The following is a 17,559-nucleotide window of genomic DNA, read 5'->3' on the forward strand; positions in this document are numbered from 1 at the left end:
TTGACAGCCCTTGCCGTGAGCCTCCCCGTGCACAAGGCCGGCGCACGGGCCCGCGTCGCTGCGACGCGGGGTATTTCAAACGGCCGGGAGCCTGTGTTAGCGCGCGCCGCGCAGGGTGCGACTGTAACGATGCACTTCGTCCACCAGCACGGAAACACTCTCGGGCGGCGTGAACTGCGAGATGCCGTGGCCGAGGTTGAACACGTGGCCGTCGCTGCCACCGCCTGCCCCGTAGGTGTCGAGTACGCCACGCACCTGCTCACGAATGGCGGCTTCGGGCGCGAACAGCACCGTCGGATCGATATTGCCCTGCAACGCCACCTGGCCGCCCGTGCGGCGACGGGCCTGGGCGAGGTTCACGGTCCAATCGAGGCCGATGGCATCCGGGCCGATCTCGGCGATCTGCTCGAGCCAGTGGCCGCCGCCCTTCGTGAAGACAATCGCCGGGATTTGCTGGCCCTCGTGCTCGCGCTTGAGGCCGGCCAGCACGCGGCGCATGTATTCGAGCGAGAAGCGCTGGTACATGCCGTCGGCCAGCGCGCCGCCCCAGGTATCGAACACCATGACGGCCTGGGCGCCTGCTTCGATCTGGGCGTTCAGGTAGGCGGACACCGCCTGGGCGTTGATGTCGAGGATGCGATGCATCAGGTCCGGGCGGCCGTACATCATCGCCTTGACCGTGCGGAAGTCGTCCGAGCCGCCGCCTTCGACCATATAGCAGGCCAGCGTCCACGGGCTGCCCGAGAAGCCGATCAGCGGCACGCGCTGGCGGCCGTCCTGGATCAGCGCGCGGCGGATCTCGCTCACGGCATCGAAAACGTATTGCAGGGAAGCCATGTCCGGCACGGCGAGCTTGGCCACATCCCCTTCCGTGCGCAGCGGGTGCGCGAAACGCGGACCTTCGCCCTGGGCGAACGACAGGCCGAGGCCCATCGCGTCCGGCACGGTGAGGATGTCCGAGAACAGGATCGCGGCGTCGAGCGGGTAGCGATCCAGCGGCTGAAGCGTCACTTCCGTCGCATAGGCGGGATTCTTCGCCAGCCCGAGGAAGCTGCCGGCGCGGGCGCGCGTGGCGTTGTATTCGGGGAGGTAGCGGCCCGCCTGGCGCATCAGCCACAGCGGCGTGTACTCGGTGGGTTGCCGGCGCAGCGCGCGCAGGAAGGTATCGTTCTGCAATGCGGTCATGGTCATCCTCTCAAGACCGCCATTCTAAGGGATGCCCGCCGCCACACGGTGTCCGGGAAAGGTGTCATGCCTCGTCGAAGATGCCGACGAAGGCTTGCGCGGCGCGGCGCATCCACTCGCGGGCGCGCGGCGCGTCCGGCTGCAGGCGCGCGAAGCCGTGGGTCATACCGCTGGCCTCGATCGTGACGACCGGGGCGTCGTGGCGCACGAGAAAATCGGCGTAGGCGAGGCCGTCATCGCGCAATACGTCGTTGGCGGCGACCAGCACCACGCTGGCCGGCGGCGGCCGCGAGGGCGCGGTGGCCATCAAATGGATGCGCGGGTCGGTGGTCTCGGGGCCACGCACCAGGGCATCGACGCCGATGAATTGGGTCCAGAACCAGGCCATCTCGTCACGCGTCAGGCCCGGACCGTCGGCGAAGGCGCGGTAGCTCTCCGTGGTCAGCACCGGTGCGGTGACCGGATAGATCAGCAGCTGCGCGTTGACGACCGGGGCGCCGGCGGCGGCATTGACCTCGCGGGCGGCCACGGCGGCGAGGTGCGCGCCCGCGCTGTCGCCGGCCACGGCGAGGAAGGTCGGATCGACGTCGAGCGCCTCGCGCATTGCCGCCAGCGCGCGCACGGCACCGATCGCGTCATCGCACGGCGCAGGAAAAGCGTGTTCCGGCGCGAGCCGGTAATCGACGCTGGCCACCACGCAACCCGTGTCTTCGGCCAGCAAGGCGGCCACCGTGTGGTGGGTGCGCGGCGAGCCAACCACCCAGCCGCCGCCATGGAAATAGACGATCAGGCGTGGGCGTTCCACATCGGCAGGACGGAACAGGCGCACAGGCAGCGACGCCGTGCCGGTCTCGATCGTGATGTCGGTAACGGCCATGCCCGCCGGGTCGTCGATTAACGACTGCGCGGCCACCTCGTCGAAGCGTGCGCGGCGCGCGGACGCATCAACGGGTACGGGCTGGCCGGCGTATTGCTCGGCCATGCGTTGGTAATAGGCGAGAATCTGGGGGTCGATGGCCATGGCGCGTCGTGGAAAATCTGAACTGGCGCCAGTGTAATCGCCCGGCGGAGGGCGACGAAGGAAACAAAGCGGCGAAGGGTGCGCTTGAACCGTATCGAATCGTAACGCTAGAGGCGCTACCGAACACAGTTTTAAAGCGGGAGTTTTCTTTATMCCCCAAAAGTGGGGAGTACGGATTATGCATTCGCAGAAAACCTAATGCATTCAGTAGCCTAGCGCTTAAATGTCTTAACATTGGCTTGCCGGGGCTGCGGCGATCCGTGTGCAGATTGGGCCCCGATCGGCGCATAAAAGCGTCTAAAACGCCGGTTTCTTACTCGCCGGGCTTTCAACTACTTGCAAAACGATACATTTTGTTACTGCCATCCCCAGAAGTTTCCCCCACAATGCATTGACACACCGAAGCGCTGGTGTGAAGTGTCCCCACCCGTAAAGCATTGAAAAATAAGGGGATGCGGAAGAAAGCCTGAAGAGTTTGCTTGGCAGTATCCCGATTTTCCGGACCAGCAAGTCAGAACTTGCCGATCCRGAGCACCAGGAAAGACCGATCGGCGCGTGGCTTGAGTTTCCCCGGACGTGATGTCGGAGACCTCGCCAAGGATGCGGAGAGAAGACTCCGATGCGCTCGTGAGTAAATCCTGGACCGAACCCGTTCCTTCGAATTGACCCCTCGAAGGGATTTTCCCGTCCGCGCGGAGCCTCCCCGGCCCGCGCGCTTTTTTTTGTGGTCCAGGCAGGAAAATATAGCGCCCGTCGAACAAAAAAGGCAGCCACATGGCTGCCTTTTTCCATGGCGCACCGAAAAAACAACAGGTGCGCCAGTCCTACTTAACTGCTTACTTCTTACGACGCAGACGGGCGATGGCAGCCAGCTGCGCAGCGGCCACGGCCAGCTCGCTTTGTGCGCGCGCCAGGTCCAGGTCGCTGCCCTGGTTCTGCATCAGTTCCTCGGCCGCACGCTTGGCGTCCTGCGCCTTGGCTTCGTCCAGATCGCTACCGCGGATGGCAGTATCGGCCAGCACAGTTACGTGCTTCGGCTGGACTTCGAGAATACCGCCGGCAACGAACACGAACTCTTCGCTACCGTCTTCCTTCTCGATGCGCACCGCACCCGGTTGGATGCGGGTGATCAGCGGCGTGTGGCCCGGCAGAATACCCAGTTCACCCGTCTCGCCCGGCAACGCCACGAACTTCGCCTGACCGGAGAAGATCKACGCTTCCGCGCTGACGACGTCTACAAGAATGGTTGCCATATCAGATCCTTTCTCCTGAAAGCGTTAGCTTCCCGATACCAGGAAGCAAGTTTTCGCCTCCACGCGGGCCGCGGCAGTTGCCACGGTGCATGAAGGCGAAACACACCGCTTACTGGAGCTTCTTGGCCTTCTCGAAGGCTTCGTCGATCGAACCGACCATGTAGAACGCCTGTTCCGGCAGGTGATCGCACTCGCCATCCACCAGCATCTTGAAACCACGGATGGTTTCCTTCAGCGGCACGTACTTGCCCGGCGAACCCGTGAACACTTCGGCCACGTGGAACGGCTGCGACAGGAAACGTTGGATCTTACGGGCGCGGGACACAGCCAGCTTGTCTTCCGGCGACAGTTCGTCCATGCCCAGAATCGCGATGATGTCGCGCAGTTCCTTGTAGCGCTGCAGGGTCTGCTGTACGCGGCGGGCCACTTCGTAGTGTTCCGTGCCGACGACTTGCGGATCCAGCTGACGCGACGTGGAGTCGAGCGGGTCAACGGCCGGGTAGATACCCAGCGCTGCGATGTCACGCGACAGCACCACGGTCGAGTCCAAGTGCAGGAACGTCGTGGCGGGCGACGGGTCGGTCAAGTCATCCGCAGGCACGTACACGGCCTGGATCGACGTGATCGAGCCAGTCTTGGTCGACGTGATGCGCTCCTGCAGCTTGCCCATTTCCTCGGCCAGCGTCGGCTGGTAGCCCACGGCGGAAGGCATACGGCCCAGCAGTGCGGACACTTCGGTACCGGCCAGCGTGTAGCGGTAGATGTTGTCCACGAAGAACAGGATGTCGCGGCCTTCGTCACGGAAGCGCTCAGCCATCGTCAGGCCGGTCAGCGCCACGCGCAGACGGTTGCCCGGCGGCTCGTTCATCTGGCCGAACACCATGGCCACCTTGTCGAGCACGTTCGAGTCCTTCATTTCGTGGTAGAAGTCGTTCCCTTCACGGGTACGCTCGCCCACGCCGGCGAACACCGACAAACCGCTGTGCTGCTTGGCGATGTTGTTGATGAGCTCCATCATGTTCACGGTCTTGCCCACACCGGCGCCGCCGAACAGGCCAACCTTACCGCCCTTTGCGAACGGGCAGACCAGGTCGATCACCTTGATGCCGGTTTCCAGCAGGTCCACCGACGGCGACAGTTCGTCGAACTTCGGGGCCTTCTGGTGGATGCCGCGCAGCTCGTCAGCCTGGATCGGGCCGGCTTCGTCGATGGGACGACCCAGCACGTCCATGATGCGGCCCAGCGTACCGTGGCCAACCGGCACGGAGATGGCAGCGCCAGTGCTCTTGACCGGCATGCCGCGGCGCAGGCCGTCGGACGAGCCCAGGGCAATCGTACGCACCACGCCGTCGCCCAGCTGCTGCTGCACTTCGAAGGTCAGGCCCTTCTCGGCAAACGACGAGTCGCCGGATTCTTCCAGCACGAGCGCCTCGTACACCTTCGGCATTGCGTCACGCGGGAACTCGATGTCCACCACGGCGCCAATGCACTGCACAATATTTCCGATACTCATTTCGTATCTCCGATAGCTTGAATACTTGACGCCTTAGACCGCAGCGGCACCGCTGACGATTTCCGACAGTTCCTTGGTGATCGCTGCCTGACGGGTCTTGTTGTAGACCAGTTGCAGTTCGCCGATCACGTTCTTGGCGTTGTCGGAAGCAGCCTTCATGGCCACCATGCGCGCCGATTGCTCGGACGCCATGTTCTCGGCCACGGCCTGGTACACCAGCGCTTCGACGTAGCGGACGAGCAGCTCTTCCACCACGGTCTGGGCGTCAGGCTCGTAGATGTAATCCCACGAGTAGGCACGCTTTTCGTCTTCGGTCTGGCTGAGCTTGTCGGCTGCCAGCGGCAGCAGTTGCTCGACCATCGGCTCCTGCTTCATCGTATTGATGAACTTGGTGTACGCCAGGTACACCACGTCGACCTCGCCATTGGCGAATGCGTCGAGCTGGACCTTGATCGCGCCGATCAGCTTTTCCAGATGCGGGGTGTCACCGAGGTGCACCACATGCGAGACCACCTTGGCGCCAATGCGGCCCAGGAACTGCATGCCCTTGGTACCGATCGCGGTCGCTTGTACGTCCACGTTGCGGCCCTGCAGGGTCTTCAGTTCGTTGGTCACCGCGCGCAGCACGTTCGTGTTCATGCCGCCGCACAGGCCCTTGTCCGTCGTCACCACGATCATGCCAGCGCGCTTTACATCGCGGGCCTGCATGAACGGATGCTTGAACTCGGGGTTGGCCGTAGCCAGGTGCGCCGCGATATTCCGCACTTTCTCGGCGTAGGGGCGGGCATTCCGCATCCGTTCCTGCGCCTTGCGCATCTTGGACGCGGCGACCATCTCCATCGCCTTGGTGATCTTGCGCGTGTTCTGCACGCTCTTGATCTTGGTTCGAATCTCTTTCGTTCCGGCCATATCTTCCTCTCCATTCGTTTCGCGCCGCGCCACCGTTACTCCGGGCGCGCGGCACGATCCGTGGAATTACGCGGTTAGAACGCGGCGGACTTCCTGAAATCCTCGATCGCGGCACGCAGTGCGGCCTCGTCGTCCTTCGACAGATCCTTGGTATCTTCGATGCGGTTGACGAGATCGGCGAACTTGGTCTTCAGGTGGTCGTGGAGGCCCTTCTCGAACGGCAGGATGTCCTTCACGTCCACGTTGTCCAGGAAGCCATTGTTCGCGGCGTACAGCGACGCGGCCAGTTGCCACACTTGCAGCGGCTGGTACTGCGGCTGCTTCAGCAGTTCCGTCACGCGGCGGCCGCGCTCCAGCTGCTTGCGGGTGGCATCGTCCAGGTCCGAGGCGAACTGCGCGAACGCAGCCAGTTCACGGTACTGGGCCAGGTCGGTACGGATACCGCCGGACAGCTTCTTGATGACCTTGGTCTGGGCAGCACCACCGACGCGCGACACCGAGATACCGGCGTTGATAGCGGGGCGGATACCGGCGTTGAACAGGTCGGTTTCCAGGAAGATCTGGCCGTCGGTGATCGAGATCACGTTGGTCGGCACGAAGGCGGACACGTCGCCAGCCTGCGTTTCGATCACGGGCAGCGCGGTCAGCGAGCCGGTCTTGCCGGTCACGGCGCCGTTGGTGAACTTCGACACGTAGTCTTCGTTCACGCGGGCAGCACGCTCGAGCAGACGCGAGTGCAGGTAGAACACGTCGCCGGGGTAGGCTTCGCGGCCCGGCGGGCGGCGCAGCAGCAGCGACACCTGGCGGTAGGCCCAGGCTTGCTTGGTCAGGTCGTCATAGACGATCAGTGCGTCTTCGCCGCGGTCGCGGAAGTACTCGCCCATCGTGCAGCCGGCGTAGGCGGCCAGGTACTGCATGGCGGCCGAGTCCGAAGCGGCAGCGGCCACGACGACGGTGTATTCCATCGCGCCGTGCTCTTCCAGCTTGCGCACCACGTTGGCGATCGTCGAAGCCTTCTGGCCGATTGCCACGTACACGCAGAAGACGCCCTTGCCCTTCTGGTTGATGATGGCGTCGACAGCCACGGCGGTCTTGCCGGTCTGGCGGTCGCCAATGATCAGCTCGCGCTGGCCACGGCCGATCGGCACCATCGCGTCGATCGACTTCAGGCCGGTCTGCACCGGCTGGCTCACCGACTGACGTGCGATCACGCCCGGGGCCACCTTCTCGATCACGTCCGTTTCCTTGGCGTTGATCGGGCCCTTGCCGTCGATCGGCTGGCCCAGCGTGTTCACCACGCGGCCCAGCAGTTCGCGTCCCACCGGCACTTCCAGAATGCGGCCGGTGCACTTCACCGTGTCGCCTTCGGAAATGTGTTCGTACTCACCCAGCACCACGGCGCCCACGGAGTCACGCTCCAGGTTCAGCGCCAGGCCAAAGGTGTTGCCGGGGAATTCCAGCATCTCGCCCTGCATCACGCCGGACAGGCCGTGCACGCGGCAGATACCATCGGTCACGGAGATCACCGTGCCGGTGTTGCGCACTTCAGCGTCGGCGCCAAGACCCGAGATGCGGGACTTGATCAGCTCGCTGATTTCTGAGGGGTTCAGTTGCATCACAATGCTCCTAATTCTTCAATCCGTCGGCCGTTGCGGTCAGGCGGTCAGCGCGGCTTGCATGGCGGCCAGGCGCGCGCGCACGGAGGTGTCGAGCACTTCGTCGCCGACCTTGACGCTCACGCCGCCGATCAGGGACGGGTCCACCGCCACCTGTGCGTACAGCTTGCGGCCGAACTTGCGTTCGAGTGCGGCGACCAGTTCGTTGACTTGCGAGGTCTCCAGCGGGAAAGCGCTGGTGATCTCGACGTCGGACGACCCCTCGCGGGCGTTCTTGAGCGCATGGAACTGTTCGGCGATTTCCGGCAGCACCGTCAGGCGGTGGTTCTCCGCCAGCAGGTTCACGAAGCGGCGTGCCTCGTCGTTGACCGGGCTCTTCAGCACCGACTGGAACACTTCCGCCAGCTTCTGGGCGGAAACGTTCGGATCGTCGGCAAGCGCCTTCATGTCGGGATTGGCAGCAACCTGCCCCATCTCCGACACCAGTTCGGACCATGCACCCAGGTTGCCTGCACCGGCTTCGCTCGCGACGCGGAACAGCGCCTCGGCGTAGGGACGGGCAATGGTTGCGGTTTCAGCCATGATTAGAGCTCAGCCTTGAGTTGATTGAGCAGGTCGGCGTGCACCTGCGCGTTCACTTCACGCTTGAGGATCTGCTCGGCGCCCTTCACGGCCAGCGTGGCGACCTGGTCGCGCAGCTGTTCGCGAGCGCGGGTCACTTGCTGATCCGCCTCGGCCTTGGCCTGGGCGATGATGCGTGCGGCTTCTGCCTGGGCGTTCTGCTTGATCTCGTCGGCCGTCAGCTGGGCGCGCTTCTCGGCGTCAGCGACGCGTTGAGCACCMTCGGTGCGGGCTTCGGCCATAGCCTGGTCCACACGCTTGTTAGCGAGTTCGAGCTCGGCCTTGCCTTTTTCGGCAGCGGCGAGGCCATCGGCGATCTTCTTTGCGCGTTCGTCGAGCGCCTTCACCAGCGGCGGCCAAATGAATTTGGCAACAACCCACCACAGGATGAAGAACACGACCATCTGCGCAAAAAACGTTGCGTTCAGATTCATGGTGTGTTCCTTTCGGTAATCAAACTACAGATAAATGCACAAGGGCGGCCAGGCCATCGGACTGAGGCCTGCGCCGCCCGTCAGCATCATGCAGACCGAAAAGACTTACTGAATGACAGCCAGCAGCGGGTTGGCGAAGGCGAACAGCATTGCAACACCCACGCCGATCAGGAATGCCGCGTCGATCAGGCCAGCCAGCAGGAACATCTTGGTTTGCAGCGGGTTCATCAGCTCGGGCTGACGTGCGCATGCCTCGATGTACTTACCGCCCATCAGGGCGATACCCAGGCAGGCACCGATGGCGCCCAGACCGATGATGATGCCGATGCCGATAGCGGTCAGACCCTGGATGTTGGCGAGATATGCTTGCATGATGACTCCTTTAAATTGAGAGAGACTTAGAACCAAAAAACCAAAAAACCAAAAACCTTGAAATCAGTGGTGATCGTGAGCCTGGCCGATGTACACCAGCGTCAGCATCATGAAAATGAATGCCTGCAGCAGCACGATCAGGATGTGGAAGATGGCCCAGACGGCGCCAGCAATCACGTGACCGACGAAGCCCAGCGCGGACAGGTCGCCGCTGAACGTCCAGATCGAACCCAGCAGCGCGATCAGCAGGAACACCAGTTCGCCGGCGTACATGTTGCCGAACAACCGCATGCCGAGCGAGACGGCCTTGGCCAGGTATTCGATGACGTTCAGGATCAGGTTGAACGGGGCCAGGTACCACTTGGCGCCGAACGGGGCCGAGAACAGCTCGTGCATGAAGCCGCCCACGCCCTTGATCTTGAAGCTGTAGTAGATCATCAGCACCAGCACGGCACAGGACATGCCCAGCGTGCCGTTCAGGTCGGCAGTGGCCACGGCGCGGTGGTGCGGCAGGTGGATGTGGAACACGCCCAGCAGGTGGTTCAGGCCGGTGACCCAGTCCACGGGGATCAAGTCGATCGCGTTCATCACGGTGATCCAGCAGAACACCATCAGTGCCAGCGGGGCGATCCACGAGCGGTCGCCGTGGATGATGCCCTTGGCCTGGTCGTCCACCATCTCGACGATCATTTCCACGAAGGCCTGGAAGCGGCCCGGCACGCCAGGCGTCACGCGGCGCGCGGCGGCGTAGAGGAACGAGAGTGCGAGCACGCCGCACAGGACGGACCAGAACACCGTGTCATAGTTGATGACACTGAAATCGACCACGGAATGCTGCTTCCCGCCGATCGAATTCAAGTTCTGCAAATGTTCGGCGATATAGCCTGAGGGTGTGAGCGTATGCCCTGCGCCTTGCGTAGCTTCTGCTGACATGTCGTTGCGAACCGTATATTGCGAAATGGATAGGTACTGGCCCCCGCTCTGGCGGAAGCCCGGTACGCGTCTTGCATGGCCTTCGGTCACGTGACCGGTCACCGCCAGGCAAGCCGCCTCGTTGTTCTGGGCAAACCTTGCTCACGCGGCACTGGCCCCTTCGTGGGCCCGCCGCGCGTGAAACTGAAACCTCTTGATATTCCGGAGGGGTGCCTCATTTGAATCGGCAGCCGACCCTTGCATCCGGCCACCGCTTCAGGAATCCACTCAGCGAATCGCGAGTGCCACCCAATATGTCTTCAGCGCCAACAGGAACGTGACCAGCATCGGTACCCAGCGCAGATCGCGGTACAGCACCACCACCAGCACGAACAGTGCGACGGTGCCGAAGACCTTGATCGCCTCGCCGGCCACCAGGCCGCCGACCGACGGCTGCCCGCGCGACATCCACAGGCGCAGCGCGAAGAAACCGCTCGGCACGAAACACACCGTGCCGCCAAAGAACGCCGACCAGCCCGACGCCGCCTGCTCCTGCGCGAACACCGCCCAGGCCAAGGCCGACAGCAGCGTCACAACAACCTGCGCCATCACCACCCTGGCTGGTGTCATCCGCGACGGGCGCAGCGCACGCTCGCCCAGCAGCGTCACCGCATCGGCACGCGATAGCGGATCGACAGCCTGTTCTTCATTCGCGCCATCATCGCCCCAGTCATCATCCCGATCGCTCCAGTCGTCGTAACGACGAGCGGTATTCGGTTGATCCGGAGACGCTGCACGGTCCAGCGAAGGGTCTTGCTGTCGGTCTCGTACCACCACCTGCCTAGCCTCGTTCCAGGCCGGAACTTTTCGGGTCCGGCCAGAATTCAAACCGCACGATTCTACGGGGAATCCACGAGACGAGTCAATCTGCTTTCAGTTAGCTTGCAGCATGTTGCGCACAACGGTTGCTATCACGCCTCCATGATGGCTGGCGGGATATTGCGCGGCAATGACGCAAGACGTAATTGGATTGCGCGCGCAACGGGCCGCATGATGGCGATTTGACCTGCGCGCGAGCGGTGCACCCTGCCCTTCGACGGTGCAAGCCGTTCGGTTATCGCGCAGATTGTGGGAAGCGCCGCGACGGACATCGCGGCATTGTCGCAACAGGCCGACAACCGCGTGCCTCCGGGGCACAAAGCGGTTGCCGTAACGCGCGGATGACGCTAGGCCACGCGCTGGCCGTCCGCAGGCTCGCGCAGGCGGGTGAGCACGCCGTCGAGGGCGTCGTTACTGGTGAAGTGGATCGTCAGCTGACCCTTGCCGCGCGCGCCGAGCTTGATCTGCACGGCCAGGCCCAGCGTATCGGACAATTCTTCTTCCAGGCGCGCCACGTCACGCGTGCCGTTGCCGGTCTTCTGCTTGAGCGACTTGAGGTCGAACGGCTTGAGCGTCGACGTGACCAGCTTCTCGGTCTCGCGCACCGACAACCGCTTGTTGACGATCTGGTTGGCGAGCGTGATCTGGTTGGCGCCGTCGACGGCCAGCAGCGCGCGCGCGTGACCCATGTCGAGATCGCCCGCCATCAGCATCGTCTGCACGGGATTGGCCAGGTTCAGCAGGCGCAGCAGGTTCGACACCGCGCTGCGCGAGCGGCCGACCGACTCGGCGGCCTGCTCGTGCGTGAACTGGAATTCGCGGATCAGCCGCATGATACCCTGCGCTTCCTCGAGCGGGTTCAGGTCTTCACGCTGGATGTTCTCGATCAGCGCCATCGCGGCGGCGGCCTCGTCGGCCACGTCCTTCACGAGCACCGGCACCTTGTCCAGGCCCGCGATCTTCGAGGCGCGGAAGCGGCGTTCACCAGCGATGATCTCGTAGCGGTCCGGCTCGGCCACACGGCGCACGAGGATCGGCTGCATCAGCCCCTGCGCGCGGATGCTCGCGGCCAACTCCTGCAGCGCACCCTCGTCCATGCGCGTGCGCGGCTGGTACTTGCCCGGCTGCAGCTGTTCCAGGCGCAGCACGGTGGGCGCGCCCTCCTGCTTCGCGGTCTCGACGATCTCGGCGGGGCCGCCCAGCAGTGCCTCCAGTCCACGGCCGAGGCCCTTCTTCTTCGCGGTACTCATGGTCGCCATCCTTCTATCCTAATCCGCGACGCTCAACCGAGCTGCCGCACGCGCGCGATCATCTCCGCGCCGAAATCGAGATACGCCTTGGCGCCCTTCGACGCGGCGTCGAACGCCACGCCCGGCATGCCATAGGACGGAGCCTCGGCCAGCCGCACGTTGCGCGGAATCACGGTCTTGAACACCTTGTCGCCGAAGTGGGCCTCCAGCTGCGCCGACACCTGCTGCTGCAGCGTCACGCGCGGGTCGAACATCACGCGCAGCAGGCCGATCACCTTCAGCTCGCGGTTCAGGTTCGCGTGGACCTGCTTGATCGTGTTGACGAGGTCCGAGAGGCCCTCCAGCGCGAAGTACTCGCACTGCATCGGCACGATCACGCCGTGCGCGGCGCAGAGGCCGTTCAGCGTCAGCAGGGACAGCGACGGCGGGCAGTCGATCAGCACGAAGTCGTACTCGCCATCCACCTCGGCCAGCGCCTGCTTGAGCCGGCGCTCACGCTGGTCCAACTCGACGAGTTCCACCTCGGCACCGGCCAGTTCGCGGTTGGCGGGCACCACGTCGTAGCGGCCGGACTCGGAACGCTGGCGCGCCTGCTGCACCGTCGACAGCCCCACGAGCACCTGGTACACGCTGTGTTCGAGCGACTGCTTGTCGATGCCGGAGCCCATCGAGGCATTGCCCTGCGGATCGAGGTCCACCAGCAACACGCGCTGCCCCTGCGCAGCCAGCCCGGCGGCCAGATTCACCGTGGTGGTGGTCTTGCCCACACCGCCCTTCTGGTTGGCGATCACGAATACCTTGGCCATAGGCGCTTGCTGCTCCTCAGTGCTTACCGCCGGCGCGAGGCCGGTTTGTGCTGAATTGTTCACATTATCGTTCATGACCGGCGCGACAGCACCACGAGGTGCCGTTCCGCATCCAGTTCCGGCACCGTCAGCTTCGGTACCGCCTCCACCTGCCACGTCGCCATCAGTCCAGCAGCTTCCATGCGATCGATCTCCGCCTGTGGATAAATACCCTTCATCGCGATCAGCTTCCCGCCCGGCGCCAGCAATTGGCCAGACAGGCTCACGAAATCGCTCAACTCCGCGAACGCCCGCGACGTGATCACGGCATAGCCGCTGGCGTCCTCGAGCTTCTCCACCGGGCCCCAATGCGCGGCGGCGTTGGACAGCCCAAGCTGTGCGCGGCACTGTGTCAGGAACGCGGTCTTCTTCTGGACGATGTCGACCATCAGCACGGACACGTCCGGACAGGCAATCGCCAACGGCAGCCCGGGCATGCCGCCGCCGGAGCCGACGTCGAGCACCCTGCCCCGGGCCGGCTCGGCCGCATCCGTGGCGCGCGCGGCTTCCGCCAACGCGGGGACGGCCGTCAGCGAATCGAGCAGATGGTGCGTGAGCATCTCGTCAGGATGACGGATGGCGGTGAGGTTGTAGACGCTGTTCCACTTGCGCAGCAGCGTCAGGTAGGCGAACAGCGTGTCGATCTGGGCCGGCGCCAGTGTMAGGCCCATGGCCGCCAACCCGGCTTCCAGGCGGCGGCGTTGCGCGGCGTCGTCGATCGCGGGGTGTCGGGGGCCGCCCACTCAGGCAGCCTCCTGGCCGTTGCCGGCCGGCGCGGCAGCGGACGCACCGCGTCCCATGCCMTTCTTCTTGAGGTGTACCAACAGCAGCGAGATCGCGGCCGGCGTGACGCCCGAGATCCGCGACGCCTGCCCGAGCGTTTCCGGACGATGCTGGTTCAGCTTCTGGCTGACCTCGAAGCCCAGCCCGCGCACCTCGGTGTAGTCGAAATTAGGCGGCAACTTTGTCGCCTCGTTGGCTTCCAGCTTGTCCACCTCGGCGGCCTGGCGGGCGATGTACCCGTGGTACTTCACGCCGATCTCGATCTGCTCGCGGATCTGCTCGGCCAGCATCGGGTCTGCATCGAGCACCCCTTCCGGCGCATGACGGCCATCCTGCATCGCCATCAGTGCCTCATAGGTGACCTCGGGGCGCCGCAGCAGATCAGCCAGCGAATACTCGCGCTCGATGGCCTTGCCGAGCAGCGGCACGGCGTCAGCCTCGGGCAGCAGCGTCGGGTTGACCCACGTGCTCTTCAGGCGCTCTGTTTCACGTGAAACAGCGTCGCGCTTCCGATTGAAGGCGTCCCAGCGGGCGTCATCGACCACGCCCAGTTCGCGCCCCATCTCGGTCAGACGCATATCCGCGTTGTCTTCGCGCAGGCTCAGGCGGAATTCGGCACGGCTCGTGAACATCCGATACGGTTCGGTCACGCCACGCGTGATCAGGTCATCGACCAGCACGCCGAGGTAGGCTTGGTCCCGGCGCGGCGTCCAGGCATCCCGCTCGCGCACAAAGCAGCCTGCGTTAATACCGGCCAGCAGGCCCTGCGCGGCGGCTTCCTCGTACCCAGTCGTACCGTTGATCTGGCCGGCGAAGAACAGCCCCTGGATGGCCTTGCTCTCCAGCGACGCCTTCAGCGCACGCGGATCGAAGTAGTCATATTCGATCGCGTAGCCGGGACGCAGGATGTGCGCGTTCTCCATGCCGCGGATTGAATGGACCAGATCGAGCTGCACGTCGAAAGGCAGGCTGGTGGAGATGCCATTCGGATAGAACTCGTTCGTCGTCAGCCCTTCCGGCTCGAGGAAGATCTGGTGGCTTTCCTTGCTCGAAAAGCGATGGATCTTGTCCTCGATGCTCGGGCAGTAACGCGGCCCTACCCCTTCGATCACACCGGTGTACATCGGAGAGCGGTCCAGGCCGCCGCGAATGATGTCGTGGGTACGGCTGTTGGTATGCGTGATCCAGCACGGAAGCTGCTGCGGATGCTGCTCCGGACGGCCCAGGAAGGAGAACACCGGCACCGGATCGAGATCGCCCGGCTGCTCTTCCATCACCGAAAAGTCGATGGTGCGCCCGTCGATACGAGGCGGCGTGCCGGTCTTGAGCCGGCCCTGCGGTAGCTTCAATTCCTTCAGACGTGCCGACAAGGAGACCGCCGCCGGATCGCCGGCACGCCCACCCGTGTAGTTATCCAGCCCGACGTGGATCTTGCCGTCGAGGAACGTCMCCGCCGTCAGCACCACAGCCCGCGCCCGGAAGGCGATGCCAACCTGGGTCATGGCGCCAACCACGCGGTCGCCCTCCACCATCAGGTCATCGACGGCCTGCTGGAACAGCATCAGGCTCGGCTGGTTCTCCAGCCGGGTCCGAATCGCCTTGCGATACAGCACACGGTCCGCCTGGGCACGCGTGGCACGGACGGCCGGACCCTTGCTGGAGTTGAGGATGCGGAACTGGATACCGGACTCGTCCGTGGCCGCCGCCATTGCGCCGCCCATGGCATCCACTTCCTTGACCAGATGCCCCTTGCCGATGCCGCCGATCGACGGATTGCAGCTCATCTGACCCAACGTCTCGATGTTATGGCTCAACAGCAGCGTCTGGCAGCCCATACGGGCGGCGGCAAGCGCGGCTTCGGTGCCGGCGTGACCACCACCGACGACAATGACATCGAACTCTTTCGGGTAAAGCATGGGACACCTCCTCCGGGAGGCTGGGCGGGAAAATTCAGGATGCCGAATTATAGCGGCAATCCCATCAGGGACTTTGGTCGGACACCATGTTTCACGTGAAACATGGCGGGTGCGGTACATGGTGGGAGGAAGTGTTTCACGTGGAACACAATCTGTGATCTCCGCCACGCACGTCATTTGTGACGTATTTGATGCATTTTTTGCGTCGCAACATGACTCGGCGCATGATCTTGGACTCACCAGACAGGAGTTCAGTCATGAGTTTCCAGGATTCACGGGGTCTTCACATGCTGCCGCAGGCGCCAGAGGAAGCGTCGTACTACACCTATGGAACGCCCAGCGCGGGCCTGGGGCAATACGCGCATCCGAATATGCTGTCGTTCTTGTTCAACCTTGAGTTCAAATGGGGCCGGCACGATGATCGGAAGCTGGGATTCGGGAACATTAGTCTCGCCGACAGCACCTATTTCGAAGGCCACAAATCGCATAGGGATGGGCTGGATATCGACATTCGGCCCGTCCGTAAGGACGGGAAACACATGCCAGTCGAATACCAGCAAGCGGCCTATGATCGCGCCGCCACACGCCGACTCGTCGAGCTCATTTGGCAATGTGGACACGTGGATTATGTGTACTTTAACGACCTCACAGTCCCACGGGTCGTCCGGAAGCCATTCCACGATAACCATCTGCACGTTCGTGTCCGAGGATAAGGACAATGAGATATCAAATGGCTATAGTCCTGGTCGCCACATTGCTGGGCGTGGCGGCAGTGAGCGCTGCAGCTTCGGCATGGGAGTACGAGTTTCGTCCAGCAAAAGTGGAGTACGTTGTATATGGTGGCTATCTTGGCGACACGATCCCGCCCAGCAAAGGCGACAGTAAGATTTCCTTTTTGATCTCGGGTAGCGCCGCCCGAGAGATGTTCAACGCCCTTGGGCCGGACCGGCCTGATGCATGCGGTGCGGACGCCTCGACTCGCGTGAGGGAAAAAAGAGAAATTTCTTGTCTACGATACTCTGCCAAGGAATACGTGTGCTACGTCGGTTTCGACTTGAAAACCGGCAAAAGCATCGGCGGCGTCATCTGTTAAGCCCCCAAAGAAAAAGCCCCGCTTCCGCGGGGCCCTTCCCTCTCCGATGTTTCACGTGAAACATCACCGTACCGCTTTCAAAGCTTCCCGCGGATATACGTGGCGATGCTCGCCGACAGCAATCCCAAATCCCGCTGGAGGGTCACGAAACCCGCATTGGGTACCTTGGTTGCCTCATCCATATAGAGCGGGCGGCGGATCTCGATCTGGAGGCTATTGCGGCGCTCGGCGGGGCGGCCGATTTGGGCGATGAGCTGCACACCCTTGTACGGGTCGTTGCGGGCTACGGTGTAGCCCATCTTCCGCAGTTCCCGCTCCACGAGGTTGACGAGGCCGGGCTCGCATGTGGTGCCGTCCCGGTCGCCCAGTACGAAGTCCGCCAGCGGGTGCGGGCTCTGGATCTTGAGCCGCTCGTAGGCGGTGTTCGGCATCGAGTGCAGGTTCAAGTGCCACACCGCGCCGAAGCGGCTGTAAGCGGCCTCCACCGCCGACGACAGCACCGCGTGGTACGGCCGGTAATAGCGGTCGATCCGTGTCTGCACTTCCGCTACGGACAGCTTGCGGTCATAGATCGGGGTATTCGCATCCAGCCTGCGCCAGACCAGCCCGTAGCCGAGGCGCGTCTTCTCGCCCGGGGCCAGCGTGGTCGGCCAGGGGCCGTCGAGCAGGTCCGGGTCGAGGTCGTCGAGCATCCGGTTCGGGTCGATATAGACGCGGGGGAAAGTGGCCGCGACCAGCGTCCCGCCGACCTCGGGCACGGCTTCCCACAGCGTGTCGATGTGGGTGTCCTCCCCACCTCGCAGCCGCGCCAGCGGCACCACCGCGCGGAAGTCGTCCGGATAGAACACGCCGCTGTGCGGAGAATCGCAAACCAGCGGCAGCGGATCACCCTGGGGGCCGGCCAGCGAGAACGGGCCAATCGGGGCGTCGCCCTGTACAGCTTCGAAGGTCGTCATC

At 63.6% G+C, this 17,559-nt stretch carries 18 protein-coding genes; 2 read left to right on the forward strand and 16 right to left on the reverse strand.

What is annotated here, in order from left to right:
• Window positions 1-96: 96 nt before the first annotated feature.
• From hemE to mnmG, 15 genes are all read right to left on the reverse strand, one after another.
• Entirely contained in the window at window positions 97-1,185 is a 1,089-nt protein-coding gene (hemE, locus tag AC1EJR_RS17680; protein WP_441644874.1) for a uroporphyrinogen decarboxylase, read from the reverse strand.
• Between the two features lie 64 nt (window positions 1,186-1,249).
• Window positions 1,250-2,206 (reverse strand): alpha/beta hydrolase, encoded by a 957-nt coding sequence (locus AC1EJR_RS17685; RefSeq protein WP_477113470.1) that lies wholly within the window; start codon window positions 2,204-2,206, stop codon window positions 1,250-1,252.
• A gap of 836 nt (window positions 2,207-3,042) precedes the next feature.
• On the reverse strand, window positions 3,043-3,459 hold the full coding sequence (locus tag AC1EJR_RS17690) for a F0F1 ATP synthase subunit epsilon (RefSeq protein WP_477147330.1): 417 nt from the start codon (window positions 3,457-3,459) through the stop codon (window positions 3,043-3,045).
• Window positions 3,460-3,568: 109 nt separating this feature from the next.
• Window positions 3,569-4,972: a F0F1 ATP synthase subunit beta gene (gene atpD, locus AC1EJR_RS17695; protein ID WP_092300324.1), complete on the reverse strand. Its 1,404-nt coding sequence runs from the start codon at window positions 4,970-4,972 to the stop codon at window positions 3,569-3,571.
• Window positions 4,973-5,005: 33 nt separating this feature from the next.
• Window positions 5,006-5,881 (reverse strand): F0F1 ATP synthase subunit gamma, encoded by an 876-nt coding sequence (gene atpG / locus AC1EJR_RS17700; protein WP_092300327.1) that lies wholly within the window; start codon window positions 5,879-5,881, stop codon window positions 5,006-5,008.
• Window positions 5,882-5,955: 74 nt separating this feature from the next.
• Window positions 5,956-7,497, reverse strand: coding sequence for a F0F1 ATP synthase subunit alpha (gene atpA / locus AC1EJR_RS17705; RefSeq protein ID WP_092300331.1), 1,542 nt, complete (start codon window positions 7,495-7,497; stop codon window positions 5,956-5,958).
• Between the two features lie 39 nt (window positions 7,498-7,536).
• Window positions 7,537-8,079: a F0F1 ATP synthase subunit delta gene (locus AC1EJR_RS17710; RefSeq protein WP_092300334.1), complete on the reverse strand. Its 543-nt coding sequence runs from the start codon at window positions 8,077-8,079 to the stop codon at window positions 7,537-7,539.
• Between the two features lie 2 nt (window positions 8,080-8,081).
• Complete coding sequence (locus tag AC1EJR_RS17715) at window positions 8,082-8,552, reverse strand: F0F1 ATP synthase subunit B (protein WP_477147331.1); 471 nt, start codon at window positions 8,550-8,552, stop codon at window positions 8,082-8,084.
• Between the two features lie 105 nt (window positions 8,553-8,657).
• Complete coding sequence (gene atpE / locus AC1EJR_RS17720) at window positions 8,658-8,924, reverse strand: F0F1 ATP synthase subunit C (RefSeq protein ID WP_092138471.1); 267 nt, start codon at window positions 8,922-8,924, stop codon at window positions 8,658-8,660.
• A 63-nt stretch (window positions 8,925-8,987) separates the two neighbouring features.
• Window positions 8,988-9,857 carry a F0F1 ATP synthase subunit A gene (atpB, locus tag AC1EJR_RS17725; protein ID WP_092300340.1) on the reverse strand — a complete coding sequence of 290 codons (870 nt, stop codon included), beginning with the start codon at window positions 9,855-9,857 and terminating at the stop codon, window positions 8,988-8,990.
• A 267-nt stretch (window positions 9,858-10,124) separates the two neighbouring features.
• On the reverse strand, window positions 10,125-10,673 hold the full coding sequence (locus AC1EJR_RS17730; RefSeq protein WP_092300343.1) for an ATP synthase subunit I: 549 nt from the start codon (window positions 10,671-10,673) through the stop codon (window positions 10,125-10,127).
• A 389-nt stretch (window positions 10,674-11,062) separates the two neighbouring features.
• Window positions 11,063-11,965 carry a ParB/RepB/Spo0J family partition protein gene (locus AC1EJR_RS17735; RefSeq protein ID WP_092300434.1) on the reverse strand — a complete coding sequence of 301 codons (903 nt, stop codon included), beginning with the start codon at window positions 11,963-11,965 and terminating at the stop codon, window positions 11,063-11,065.
• Window positions 11,966-11,997: 32 nt separating this feature from the next.
• Entirely contained in the window at window positions 11,998-12,771 is a 774-nt protein-coding gene (locus tag AC1EJR_RS17740) for a ParA family protein (RefSeq protein ID WP_092300345.1), read from the reverse strand.
• Window positions 12,772-12,842: 71 nt separating this feature from the next.
• A complete protein-coding gene (gene rsmG, locus AC1EJR_RS17745; RefSeq protein WP_477113471.1) occupies window positions 12,843-13,553 on the reverse strand; it encodes a 16S rRNA (guanine(527)-N(7))-methyltransferase RsmG in 711 nt (236 codons plus the stop codon).
• Window positions 13,554-15,509 carry a tRNA uridine-5-carboxymethylaminomethyl(34) synthesis enzyme MnmG gene (gene mnmG, locus AC1EJR_RS17750; RefSeq protein WP_477147332.1) on the reverse strand — a complete coding sequence of 652 codons (1,956 nt, stop codon included), beginning with the start codon at window positions 15,507-15,509 and terminating at the stop codon, window positions 13,554-13,556.
• A gap of 257 nt (window positions 15,510-15,766) precedes the next feature.
• Between mnmG and AC1EJR_RS17755 the strand changes: the two genes are divergently transcribed.
• On the forward strand, window positions 15,767-16,222 hold the full coding sequence (locus AC1EJR_RS17755; protein WP_441644879.1) for a penicillin-insensitive murein endopeptidase: 456 nt from the start codon (window positions 15,767-15,769) through the stop codon (window positions 16,220-16,222).
• 17 nt (window positions 16,223-16,239) lie between these two features.
• On the forward strand, window positions 16,240-16,602 hold the full coding sequence (locus AC1EJR_RS17760; protein ID WP_092300357.1) for a hypothetical protein: 363 nt from the start codon (window positions 16,240-16,242) through the stop codon (window positions 16,600-16,602).
• A gap of 77 nt (window positions 16,603-16,679) precedes the next feature.
• Here the strand turns inward: AC1EJR_RS17760 and AC1EJR_RS17765 are convergent, their stop codons facing one another.
• Window positions 16,680-17,558 (reverse strand): N-formylglutamate amidohydrolase, encoded by an 879-nt coding sequence (locus AC1EJR_RS17765; RefSeq protein ID WP_477113472.1) that lies wholly within the window; start codon window positions 17,556-17,558, stop codon window positions 16,680-16,682.
• Between the last annotated feature and the right edge of the window lies 1 nt (window position 17,559).

The sequence above is a fragment of the Cupriavidus sp. 05T42 genome, assembly GCF_056396345.1.